We start from the raw sequence: 12,771 nt of genomic DNA, 5'->3' as shown, positions 1-12,771 counted from the left end.
GTAACAGGTGGTATTGGTGGTGGAACATCTCCGATCTCTCCAGTAGTTGATGTAGTTCAAGGCGGTATCGATATTCTTCAAGGTGTCGAAAGCCTAAAAACTGAAATTATTAATACAGGTATTGAAACTGTTGCCGACACAATCATTGGCATCCTTCCACAAACTGAACATCCTGTTTCTGAAATTGCTGACCTCGGCACATTAACTTTCGAAACTTCTCGCGACACGGTAAACGGCGCACTTGAAGTTGTTTCTGATTTAGTGGGTAGAGACATCTCAGGTGCAACTGAATCAGCAACTGGTATTCTGGGTACGCTTATCAATAATGGTACAACTGCTGCTGGTATTGTTACTGGTGTAGTTGGAAGCATTACAGATGTAGTGGGTGGAGTAACGGGTGGTGTTGGCGGCAACCCTCTTGAAGTCGTGACTGACATTATTGGTGGTGTAACTGGTGGCGTTGGTGGTAACCCTCTTGAAGTCGTAACTGACATTATCGGCGGTGTAACTGGTGGTATCGGTGGCGGCAACCCTCTTGAAGTCGTAACCGACATCATCGGCGGCGTAACAGGTGGTATTGGTGGTGGAACATCTCCGATCTCTCCAGTAATCGACGTAGTTCAAGGCGGTATCGATATTCTTCAGGGTGTCGAAAGCTTAAAAACTGAAATTATCAATACTGGTATTGATACAGTAGCAGATACAATTATCGGTATCCTTCCACAAGTAGAACATCCTGTTTCTGAAATTGCTGACCTCGGCACATTAACTTTCGAAACTTCTCGCGACACGGTAAACGGCGCACTTGAAGTTGTTTCTGATTTAGTGGGTGGTGATATTCAAGGTGCAACTGAATCAGCAACTGGCATTATCGGTACGCTTATTACTAATGGCTCTACTGCAACTGGTTTGGTAACAGAAATCCTTGGCGGTGTAACAGGCACTATTGGTGGAGTTACTGGTGGTGATAGTCCTCTTGGTGTAGTCACTGATCTTCTAGGTGGTTTAACTGGAAGTGTAGGTGGCGATAGCCCACTCGGTGTAGTGACTGACCTTCTAGGTAGCCTAACTGGGGGTGTAACAGGCGGCACCGAAAACCCTATCAGCATCGTAACGGATATCGTTGGTAGCTTAACTGGCGGCGTGACTGGTCAAGGTGGCTTAGATGTCATTTCTAATTTACTTGGTGGATTAACAGGTGGTAGCTTACTCGATGGAGTGACTTCAACAGTATCTAGCGTAACGAATACAACGCACACTATCGTACCTCAGTCATTACTTACTGATAACTTCTTAGATAATTCTTTCCATACGGTTTAATATCATTAAAAGGAAGCCACTTATAAAAGTGGCTTCCTTATTTAATATAGTTCCTAATATTAATTAGTACTAATCAATCTCTTGCCATCTATAATATTTTTTATGTGCTAACTCTAACATTGCATAATCGTTAGGAGTATCACCATAAGCATAAATTGTAGGATATTGGGTTAAATCATATTTATTTTTTATTCTATTTACTTTTTCTAAATAACCACAATCACCATCAATAAAATGACCTATTAAAATACCATTATGTATTTCAAGTTGATTGCATATAACATCTAAACCTAAAGAATGACACCAACTTTCTAAATAAACGCCTAATGATGCTGATACAACAACAATCTGATCGCCTTGCTCTTTATGCCAGAGAATACGCTCCAAAGCATTTTCACGCACACATGTAGGAAGTACCTTTTTAGCAAACTCTTGTCCCATATCTTTTAGGGAGTTCGCGTCATAACCTACATATCCTACTTGGCAGAGCTTAGTTCGAATGGTTTTATCCGTTACCCAACCAAGTTTATAGCCAGCGATATAGGGTGCAAGTCGAATACCACCGACGAGTTGGGTTTTTCTGTCTAAAGAAAATTTAAGAAATAAGCTGAATGTGTCGTTGTGAGTGATGGTGCCATCAAAATCAAATAAAGCTAGATTCATTTATGATTATCTCTAATATAATTAAAAAGTTATAAATTTAGATTTTTTTAAAATTACCAAAAAACAAGCACAAAAAAACCGCTATAAAAGCGGTTAATTCTTCAAGTTGGTGCGCTCAGAGAGATTCGAACTCCCGACCCCTTAGTTCGTAGCCAAGTGCTCTATCCAGCTGAGCTATGAGCGCATTAAGTAATGGCGGTGAGAGAGGGATTCGAACCCTCGATACCAGTAATAGGTATGCTTCCTTAGCAGGGAAGTGATTTCAGCCACTCATCCACCTCACCGGAACGAGCCGCCATAATACAAACTAAAACCACATTGATCAAGTCATCATACTGAAATTTTCTTGTTTTTTAGTTCAATGAATTACTTTTTAAGCAATTTACTCATTATTTTCGTCTTTTTCGATCAAACGCTTGTTAAGATAGATATTATTTCTTCATCAAAATACTGTAGTGCATAACACATTATTGCAAACCTAAACGTGCAGTTCGGGTCTGCATGGCTTATGCTAAACTTATCTGCCAAGCGTGAAACCAAACGACATGACAAAAAACTGGGCTGACCCTGAAGCGAAAGCTGAAGCTGAACGTTATGACAATCCTATTCCAAGCCGTACTCTTATTTTAGATACATTGGAGCAGGTGCAAACACCACAATCTCATGCAGAGCTTGTCGATCATTTTAATATTCATGACCAAAAAAGTATCGAAGCGTTAAGTCATCGTTTAAGTGCTATGGTTCGTGATGGTCAAATCATGAAAGACGGTTTTAAATTTCAGTTGGTGGCAGATCAACCAACATATGAAGCAACTGTTTATATTAATAGTAAAGGTTTAGGTACAGCACATATTGATGGTCAAACTGACCTTTTACTTCCTGAACGTGAATTACGTTTAGTATTTAATGGCGACCGAGTTAGAGTGCGCCAGACTTCAGTAGACCGTAAAGGTAAACCTTGGGGTTTTATTACAGAAGTTTTACAACATCGCGTCAAACAAATGATCGGTAAATTGTCAGTTCATGATGGCGAATATTTTATTCAACCCAACAGTCCTAATCAGCACCAACCTATTCCTTTAGAAAAAGAACTCGTAAAACACGCTGAAGCAAATGTTGGCGATATGCTGCGTGTTGCAATTGATACTTATCCGACCCGCGAAGAGTTTTCAACGGCGCATATTATTCAGTCTATGGCCGATAAAGCTGATACAGAAATTATTATTCCACAAACTATTCTTGAATTTGGTTTGCCATATGAATTTCCAGATCAGGTATTAAAAGAAGCTGAAAGCTTTAAAGAGCCATCAGCTCAAGACCGTGAAGGCCGCATTGATTTAAGAGACTTGGCACTCGTTACAATTGATGGTGAAGATGCCCGCGATTTTGACGATGCAGTTTATGCAGAAAAACGTCCGGGTGGTGGTTACCGCGTTGTAGTCGCAATTGCCGATGTAAGCCATTATGTACGATTAAACTCAGCCCTCAATGAAGAAGCTGAGGAACGAGGTACTTCGGTATATTTCCCACACTTTGTATTACCGATGTTACCAGAGGCTTTGTCAAACGGCTTGTGTTCTCTGAACCCTCACGTAGACCGCCTATGTATGGTTTGTGACCTTAAACTCTCCCGTACAGGCCGTGTAACTAGTTTCGAGTTTTATCCATCAGTTATGCACTCAAAAGCGCGTTTGACCTATACACAGGTAGCGCAATATTTTGAAGGTGCAACAGATGCGATTCCAAAAGATCGTGATGTTCATAAATCTTTAAATACGCTTTTCCAGCTTTATCAAATTTTGAAAAACTTGCGTGCTGACCGTCATGCAATGGAATTTGAAACCATTGAAACGTACATGACTTTTGATGAGCTTGGCGGGATTAAAGAAATTTTGCCACGTACACGTAATGAAGCACATAAGCTCATTGAAGAATGTATGTTGCTTGCTAACGTTGCTGCGGCTGAATATGCATTAGAACATGATATTCCAATGTTATATCGCGTGCATGAAGCGCCAGAGTTTTCACGTATTCAGAAAGTAAAAGACTTTGTGAAATTACTTGGTCTACCCTTCCCTGACCAGCCAACTCAAGCAGATTATCAAAGAGTTATTGAAGCAACCAAAGACCGTATTGATGCACCAAGCATTCATGCCGTGTTATTACGCTCAATGATGCAAGCTTATTATGGCGCAAAAAATGCGGGGCACTATGGTTTAGCTTATGAAGCATATACGCATTTCACTTCGCCAATCCGTCGTTACCCAGATTTATTGTTACACCGTGCGATTAAAGCACACTTGAAACAAAAACCTTCTCCACTTTCTGGCGCTGCACTAGATGACGCTGGTGAACATTTCTCTAAAACTGAACGCCGTGCAGATGAAGCATCTCGTAGTGTAACGACTTGGTTGAAATGTCACTATATGCAACAGCATTTAGGCGAGGAATTCATTGGTATCGTAAGTGCCGTAACTGAATTTGGTTTGTTCGTGACACTGAAAGACTTATATGTCGATGGCATGATTCATATTAGCCAACTCGGTGATGACTTCTTTATTTATGATCAAGCGAGTCAAAATCTTGTAGGCCAAAATAGAGGTCAAGTTTTTGGTTTAGGCGATGAAGTTAAAATTCAGGTTGCTGGCGTAAATCTTGAAGAACGTAAAATTGACTTCCAGCTTCTTCAACAAGTCACGCATGCAGGACGAGTCGTTCGTAGCCGAGCTCCACGCACAACGAAAACATCTCCACAGGCAACTGAAGAAGTTTTTAGTAAACCAACAAGTAGTGATGGCGAAAGACCTGTTCACAAAAAGAAAGAAAAAGCTAAGTCGAGTTCTTATACTAAAAAGCCTGGTAAAAAAACTTCTGCAAAAGCAGAAAGTAAACCGGAAAAAGTAAAGAAAAAGTCTAAGCCTAAAAAGAAAAAGGCTAATGCGAAATCAAAGGCTGAATAATTAAACAATAAATGTTGCCAATTCAGAAATAAGCCTCCAATGTGAGGCTTATTTCTTTTTAAAAAAGTTATTTTTCACATTAAACTTGATTTCTGGCTTGAGAGGACCTACATCTAATAACATGTTTAAAAAATAATGTGGCTCACAGCAATGACTTTCCAACAAGCGACCTTACCAACACCGCGTTTTGATCAAATTGAATTAGAAAATTTAAAACAAGACATCCAACAAGCGATACAAGCAGGCCAAGAATTTTTAAATACGCTTACAGCTGTACCTACCGATGCCACTCAACAACTTGCTGTACTTGAACAAGTCGATACTCTTGAAAACAACCTCAGTGAATCATGGGGCGTTTTATCACATTTAAATGCGGTAATGAGCAATGCTGAAACCAGAGAGGTCTATCAATCGTTATTGCCAGCATTGAGCGAATATTACACTCAGCTTGGACAACACACGGCGCTCTACCAAACTTATCAGCACATCCATGATGGTCAGGTCTATACATCTCTTAGTCCAGCCCAACAAAGTGCTATTCGCCTCGCTTTACGTGACTTTAAACTTTCTGGTGTGGCTTTAGAGGGCGAAGAGAAAAAACGCTATGCAGATATTTCTGCTCGTCTTTCACAGCTTTCTTCTGATTTTTCTAATCATGTACTTGATGCGACACAAGCTTACTTTAAACCACTTACAGAAGCTGAGCTAAAAGGTCTGCCAGAAAGTAATGTTGAGTTATTAAAACAGTACGGTAAACAACGTGAACTCGACCAAGCTGTAGCAACTCTGGACTTTCCAGCTTACTTTGCAATCATGACCTATGCAGATGACCGTTCATTGCGTGAAGAACTTTATAGAGCCTATGTCACTCGTGCATCTGATCAGTCTGAACAAACTGAGTTTGATAACAGCAAAATTATGGAAGAAATTTTAAGTCTTCGTCAGGAAATGGCGAAACTACTCGGTTTCAATAACTATGCTGAATACTCTCTCGCAAGCAAGATGGCGCCAGATGTAAAAACAGTACATGAGTTTTTGGTTGATCTCGCTGAGCATGCGCGTGCCCCTGCTCTTCAAGAGATTGCTGAACTTCAAGAGATTGCCAAACAAGATGGTGTTGATGAACTTAAACCTTGGGATAGCACTTACTATTCTGAAAAGCTTAAACAGCAACAATTCAACTTATCGCAAGAAGCATTAAAACCTTATTTCCCTGCACCTAAAGTCATTCAGGGCTTATTCCAGATCGTGCAGCGCTTATACGGTATTAACATCGTTGAGCGTGAAGCTCCAGTTTGGCATCCAGATGCACGTTATTTTGAGTTAGAAGACCAAGGTCAAGTGGTTGGTGGTTTCTTTTTTGATTTATACGCGCGTACTGGTAAAAGAGGCGGCGCATGGATGAGTGGTTTCCGCTCACGCATGCAAACTGTTCATGGTTTACAAAAACCAATTTGCTACATGGTGTGTAACTTCACTCCTCCAGTAGGTGATCAGCCTGCTTTACTCACCCATGATGAAGTAATCACTTTATTCCATGAGTTTGGACATGGTTTACATCACATGCTAACCGAAGTAGATAATATTTCGGTTGCAGGAACTCATGGTGTTGCTTGGGATGCAGTAGAGCTACCAAGCCAGTTCATGGAATTCTGGTCTTGGGATAAAGAAAGTTTAGATGTTTTAAGTGAGCACACTGAGAGCAAACAAACTTTACCGCAAGAATTACTTGATGCTTTATTAAATGCTCGTTTCTTCCAGTCTGGTATGCAAACTTTACGTCAGCTTGAATTTGCATTGTTTGACTTGACTATTCACACAAAAACACCTGCACTGAACAGTGAGCAAATTCAGCAAACGTTAAACGACATTCGTAAACAATATGCCGTTGTTCCTGCTGTTGACTACAACCGCTTTCAACATAGCTTCAGTCATATTTTTGCTGGTGGTTATGCGGCTGGCTATTACTCTTACAAATGGGCAGAAGTTTTAGCGAGTGATGCATTTGATCGTTTTGAACATGAAGGTATTTTCAACACTCAAACTGGCAAAGAATTCCGTCAGGCAATTTTAGCAGTGGGTGGTAAAGACACTGCACTTGAAGCATTTGTAAGTTTCCGTGGCCGTGAACCTAAAATTGATGCACTGTTACGTCATCAAGGTTGGACGAATGACAGAAAAACCGCTTAAACTATGGGCCTAAATTGATCGTGTGGTTAGGGTGATAAAGATGAAAAAACGTTTCATTGCTGGGGCTAAATGTCCAAAATGTGAAGCAACAGATCGGATTGTCATGCTAACCACCGCTGAAGACGAATGGATTGAATGTATCGAATGCGGTTATAGCGAAAATCGTCCGACTCATATTGATGAGCCTGAAACACCTGCTGTACCTGATGAAGTTGGAGTAATACAGTTCAAGCCTCGTCGTCCTGACTAAAGGTCTTAGAGATGCCACTACAAAGAAAACAAAACTCAAAACTATTGTGGATTTTAATTGGGGGCTTAAGCATTCTTGTAGTGCTTTTTTTCGCTGCACAATGGTTTTTCAAAAAAACCGAGTCATCCGCACCAATGGTTGATCCTCAACCTGTTTCGACACCTGCTCCTGCTAAAATCCCTGATCCATCATCAGGTTCCGAACCAGTAGCAGAGGCTGCCAGTTCACAACAACTTATGAATGAAGATGTACTTAAACAGCCTGTCCCTGCTCAAGAGTCGTTAGCAAAAGAGGAAGTGTCTAAACTCGATGACATCCATCGTCAGTTGCAAGATCAGGAAAGTTCGTTAAAAGCTCAGCATGCAGATGCAGATCAATTAACGAAACTCAAAGAAGAACAAGTTAAATTGCTTGAAGCTCAGCTCAAACAGCAATAGTTTTTCAATGGGAACTTAAAAAGCTAAAGTTATCTATCTTTAGCTTTTTTTATTTTAACTAAAATAACTCCAGTCATCTTTTTTCCTAAATTTACTAAACTCACTGACTGAAAAAGCCCTCCATTTAGGAAGGCTTTTTTGTATAACTGATACTTTAATTTAAGTTAATGATACCAACCAAATAACTTAAACACATATGGCACATAAGTAACCAATACCAATGATGAGAACAAGACAATAATTGGTAGCAACCAGCGCTCATAACGGAAGTAGAAACTTGTATATTTCTCTTTTGCTTCCGCATCGGCAGCATTCACTTCATCATCTCCGACGGACAACCGCGTGAGTAGATGGTTCAACGCAACTGGCGGTGTTACATAACCAAACTCGAATGCAACCAACACAATCATCCAGAAGTGAATTGGATGAATCCCATTTTCGTATGCCACAGGTGCAATAGTTGCAGCAACTAAAATTACAGCACCAAATGGATCTGTACACATACCAATAATAGCTAGTAGCAGTGCAATACATGCCAGTGATATATAGATACTGCCTAAATGAGTCGGCAATAATTCAACCACTTCAGAACGTTCAATTAAACCACCAACGCTTGCAGACAATGCCATCAAGATAATTAGTGCGCCAATATGTCCTACAGTTTCTGAGGTTGCAAAACGAAGTGCCCCACCAAAACCTAGACGGAATTGAGAACTATGTGGATCATGCGCTCGAAGGAATGGTGATTTCTGTTCATGCTCACGAACAATCGCCTCATGAATATTGATTGCAGGAGCTTCTTTTGGCGCCACCATTTTGTCATACAAGATCATTGCTATCAGGACTAATGGTAAAATTACTGGTGCAGTAAATTCATTCATTCCTGTGTCTAGCGCATATTTATAGATCGCAAGAACAACAGCAGTAATCAAAATGTATGGAATTACAGGTACAAAGGCGCGCATCATGCCCGGAATCGCTACTTTTGGTGAATTCACACGGAATTTTTCTTCAGCCAAGAGTAATGAAACACCCAAGAAAATAAATGCTGTTAACCAAAATACATAAACACCATGCCCAAACAGCTCATCGGACGTTACATGACGGCTATCAAGCATTGCAATTAAAACGACCAATAGACATGGACGTACAACCACACCTAAAGAACCTGACATTGCAGATACAGCCAATGCATATTGACGGCGAGCACCCGCATTCCAGACTTCTTTATAAATAATTGCACCTGCTGCGATAACGAAAATACCTGACGCACCTGTATAAGCCGTTGGTACCGCAGCTGCAATTAGAATTAACCATGTTAAGGTTTCTGGTGCCAAATTCCATGGACGAAGTACATTAAGGAACAAGTCCATAACGCGTGTTTGAGTTAGAAGCATACCTGCCCAAATAAACAAGGCAAGGTTTAAGAAAATACCTGAGAACTCAACCAATAAACCAAGGTAAATCCCTTGCCCCATTGGATAATCCATAAAGAATGTAAATACTATGCCCGTAATCAAACCCATATAAGCATATAAAGGCACACATAGCAGTGCTAAGCCAATATTTCCGCCTTCACGTTTTGCTGGCGGTGAAACAAAGAGTTGATAAAGACTAATTAAAGTCAGAACAACAAACAGAATCATCCATATCCAGTAAATCGTTACTGTTTCATAGGTAGGTGTTACCCCAGAATTGATAACTGAACGATACTGGCTAATGACAGAGAAACTGAGTAGAGCATTAGCAACCACCATAAAGATGGAATAGACTTTGTAATCTATTTTTGTTGCTGGATTACGTAAGCCAATATGGTGAAATTTTAACGATGCTGTAATCGCCGAAATTAGAACCATAAAAATCAGTAAAATTGCGCGATTTTCTGTACCAAATTTAAAAATACCAAAGAAACCTGTCTCGATGGCACGGTAAGTACGCACTCCTGGGTTAGCTTCAATATATTTAATTGTCTTGTCATATGCCTGATATTTCTCGTCACATTGTTGCTGCGCAGCGAGTAGTGATGCACGGACATCACTTTCCGATGCTGCACCAAAGAAACTCGAGAAATCATCAGATGCATTGGCTTTCATTTGTTCTTTTACTTGAGCATCGATATTTGGATGTCGATCACAAGTCGGCTTTTCAGGTTCAGCACGCAAAAATGAATATTGCATGCCTATCGCAGGATCACCATAAAGACGTTCCCCGATACGTAATAATTGCCCGTGGATCATTTCCCCGGTACCAATGATTAGAGTCATTAATAGTAGAATGAGGATGACGAATGTTGAGATCCATTCGTTCCATATATAACCCAGCAGACCTAATCCAGATCTTTTTTCTTGATGTCCTTGCATAAATATTCCAATTTTGTTCTCTCAAAAACCTGTAAACAGGAGCTTGAGTCATGCAATTTTCTTGGTCAGGGGTTAATTCCATCCCCCTTCTACCAATCCCTTTATTCAACGATCAAATTTGCATCAAACTTTATTAATAAAGAATGACTAAAATCACTTTTTTAACAGTTCGTATTGTCAATTTTTCTTTTTTAATCTTTGAGCAAGCCAATAGCATCCTCCAAAGATTGCGCCACCAATTGCTCCATATAAATGAGCTTCAGTTAAAACTGGACTTCCTATTAATTGGGCTGTTCCTGTTTGCCCGAAGGTATTTTCCCATGTCAGTTTTGCAATAATTAATCCTAAAACTAGAAAAGCAAAATTCCGTTCTTTACGATATTGCAAATAAACTAAAGCAACTGCTGTATATAGCCCATGTAAAACACCTGACAAACCAGCATACGCCTCGATATAAGGTAAATAAAAATAGAAGACCAAACTAATGAACGGTGGCAAAAGAAAAAGCAGACTCAAAAGATGCCACGCTTTGGTATGCGGAAAGATAAACGGTAAACAGGCGAATGCCATCATGTTTAAAAGGAAATGAATCCACCCAACATGCACCCAATGTGCAGTCCATAAACGCCAGAATTCACCGAGTAAGCTTTCTCGCCAATAAATAAAAGTATCAGGAAACACCTGTAGACAAGCAGATACAGAAATGCACACTGCGACCAAAAGCACTTTATGATTCAGTACATGATCCTTCATGGCACACTCCTTGAAATTAAACTTCTTGCTACCATTGTAAAACTTAACAACAGTCTCGCAAGAAGTTAACCTTTCAAATATGTTTACTGCGCTGCTGGTGGAGCAGATGAATCCGCTGGAGCTTCAGATGCTGCTCCGCCATCAAATAACTCATCTAGCTCTGCTGCACCTTCATTCTTATCATCCCAGAAATGTGACATACCATCATCTCCAGTACGCACACCTGTATGCTCAGTCCAGTAACGGTCAGAAATACCGCGTACAATTAGACCAGCCATACTATCGATTAACTTAAAGTTTGGATTGACAGGCTTATCGTCAGCTTGAGATGCCGCATATGATCTTAATGCATCACGGATTTTTGCATCATCACCACTTGCTTGAGCAGCTACCGCATATAACGCATGAGATAAGCGAACACCTTTTTGCTCACCAATTTGGACTGATTGTTTTAAAGTTTGGTATGGATCAGGTTTCCCTTCATCAGCCCCTGGCAATAAAGTCCAGATAACAGCACGCGTTGCGTTAGGTGCACCCCAGAATTTTTCATTATCGAGACAGACCATGCCGCGCTCTACAATAGCAGCAATATCTTTTGGAACATTGACTGCGCCGCCAGAGTTAATATCATTGGTCACAGCCTGAAGACCACTAATCATTCCAAGTAAATAAACTGTTTGATCCGTATCACTACGCATCGTTGGACAAGAATCACCTAAATGGTATTTATATTTAGATTCCCAACGATCAGCAAACAACTTATAGCCTGTATATTGACGCTCAGCAGCAATTGCGGCCCAACGTTTCTGAGCAATACGAGCATCTTGAGCTTCGGTTACTTGACCTGCTTTTGATGCACGTAAATAACGTAATTCCTGTTCTAACGCTTGATTTTCCGCACAGACACCTGATGCAGCATACATTAATACCGCAACACGCGTTGGATCCGCACCCATACCTTTAGTAGACATGATTGCTGGTGTTAAAGCACTACCAGTATTACAAACCATTTCAGCATCTTGCATTGCCAGAATAGGCGGAACGACGTGCTTTTCCGTAAAACCTAAAGCAACATTTGCTCCGGTTTTCACGACGTATGAACAACCTGATAAAACTGAAGCTGCAAGAAAACTCATCGCCAAACCTTGGCTTATTTTTTGGACTTTAGACATCTTCCTGTCCTCTATGTAATTTGTTTTTTCCTTTTCAGATGTACATTAGCAGATGCATATCTTGAATAAAAGAGTAATTACTCTAATTGTAGCGCTTATACTTTGACATACTTCACAGTAGATAAAATTGACAGTTTTTCAGGGAAACAGAAATTTTAGGCAAAAAAAAGTAGCATTGCGACGGTTCAGCACATGCTACTTATTAACTGAGATAAGCTTTTAACGGCTTATATTATTTTTGTTCTATATAATCCTTAAGTAAAGTTCCTGCTCTTCCTACTACCACAGCCATAACGACTGCAATTAACAGAAACATCCACATTGAAATCTCCATGAGAGACCTCCTTACTACAATCGCACCCAGTTATAAACTGGACACTTGATGGAATTAATCGACTAAACAATTTAATAATTGACTGATCGACGACCTTGCATCCTCTGTCTCTTAACTTTGTTAAAATTAACTCTGTTAAGATGCTCCCTGAGTAAAGTTCCTGCTCTTCCTATCACCACTGCCAAAATGATGGCAATGACCAAGAACGACCATGTTGGCATCTCCATTTTGAGACCTCCGACACACTTTACGTTGGTGTTTGTACTTTAACCGATCAAATAGGCACCCATAGGTGAAATTGTCAGACAATTGTATTTCCTTAGCTTTTTTCT

At 40.2% G+C, this 12,771-nt stretch carries 8 protein-coding genes, 2 tRNA genes and 1 pseudogene; 5 read left to right on the top strand and 6 right to left on the bottom strand.

Annotated features, from left to right (window positions below):
- Nucleotides 1-1,320: pseudogene (locus tag NL42_RS18555) on the top strand (hypothetical protein); the annotation flags it as partial.
- 69 nt (nt 1,321-1,389) lie between these two features.
- Here NL42_RS18555 and NL42_RS18550 read toward each other — a convergent pair.
- The 3 genes from NL42_RS18550 to NL42_RS18540 form a co-directional block, all read right to left on the bottom strand.
- Nucleotides 1,390-1,983 (bottom strand): HAD-IB family hydrolase, encoded by a 594-nt coding sequence (locus NL42_RS18550; RefSeq protein ID WP_461313870.1) that lies wholly within the window; start codon nt 1,981-1,983, stop codon nt 1,390-1,392.
- Nucleotides 1,984-2,090: 107 nt separating this feature from the next.
- A tRNA-Arg gene (locus tag NL42_RS18545) sits at nt 2,091-2,167 on the bottom strand.
- A gap of 9 nt (nt 2,168-2,176) precedes the next feature.
- Nucleotides 2,177-2,267 (bottom strand) — tRNA-Ser (locus NL42_RS18540).
- 261 nt (nt 2,268-2,528) lie between these two features.
- On the opposite strand from NL42_RS18540, the gene rnr reads away from it, so the two are divergent.
- From rnr to NL42_RS18520, 4 genes are all read left to right on the top strand, one after another.
- The gene (rnr, locus tag NL42_RS18535; protein WP_461313869.1) at nt 2,529-4,943 is read left to right on the top strand and encodes a ribonuclease R; all 2,415 of its coding nucleotides are present in this window, start codon (nt 2,529-2,531) and stop codon (nt 4,941-4,943) included.
- Between the two features lie 135 nt (nt 4,944-5,078).
- Nucleotides 5,079-7,133: a M3 family metallopeptidase gene (locus tag NL42_RS18530; protein WP_461313868.1), complete on the top strand. Its 2,055-nt coding sequence runs from the start codon at nt 5,079-5,081 to the stop codon at nt 7,131-7,133.
- A gap of 40 nt (nt 7,134-7,173) precedes the next feature.
- Nucleotides 7,174-7,383 (top strand): YheV family putative zinc ribbon protein, encoded by a 210-nt coding sequence (locus NL42_RS18525; protein ID WP_016140118.1) that lies wholly within the window; start codon nt 7,174-7,176, stop codon nt 7,381-7,383.
- Between the two features lie 11 nt (nt 7,384-7,394).
- The gene (locus tag NL42_RS18520) at nt 7,395-7,820 is read left to right on the top strand and encodes a hypothetical protein (RefSeq protein WP_461313867.1); all 426 of its coding nucleotides are present in this window, start codon (nt 7,395-7,397) and stop codon (nt 7,818-7,820) included.
- A 164-nt stretch (nt 7,821-7,984) separates the two neighbouring features.
- On the opposite strand, the gene NL42_RS18515 is transcribed toward NL42_RS18520, so the two are convergent.
- The 3 genes from NL42_RS18515 to NL42_RS18505 form a co-directional block, all read right to left on the bottom strand.
- The gene (locus tag NL42_RS18515) at nt 7,985-10,180 is read right to left on the bottom strand and encodes a TRAP transporter large permease subunit (RefSeq protein ID WP_461313866.1); all 2,196 of its coding nucleotides are present in this window, start codon (nt 10,178-10,180) and stop codon (nt 7,985-7,987) included.
- Nucleotides 10,181-10,357: 177 nt separating this feature from the next.
- Nucleotides 10,358-10,933 carry a rhombosortase gene (rrtA, locus tag NL42_RS18510; RefSeq protein ID WP_461313865.1) on the bottom strand — a complete coding sequence of 192 codons (576 nt, stop codon included), beginning with the start codon at nt 10,931-10,933 and terminating at the stop codon, nt 10,358-10,360.
- 83 nt (nt 10,934-11,016) lie between these two features.
- On the bottom strand, nt 11,017-12,105 hold the full coding sequence (locus NL42_RS18505; protein ID WP_013196784.1) for a hypothetical protein: 1,089 nt from the start codon (nt 12,103-12,105) through the stop codon (nt 11,017-11,019).
- Nucleotides 12,106-12,771: the final 666 nt, after the last annotated feature.

The sequence above is a fragment of the Acinetobacter sp. GN11 genome (assembly GCF_054823985.1).
Note: the sequence above shows the minus strand (reverse complement) of the source record. Positions and strands in the feature narration are given on the sequence as shown.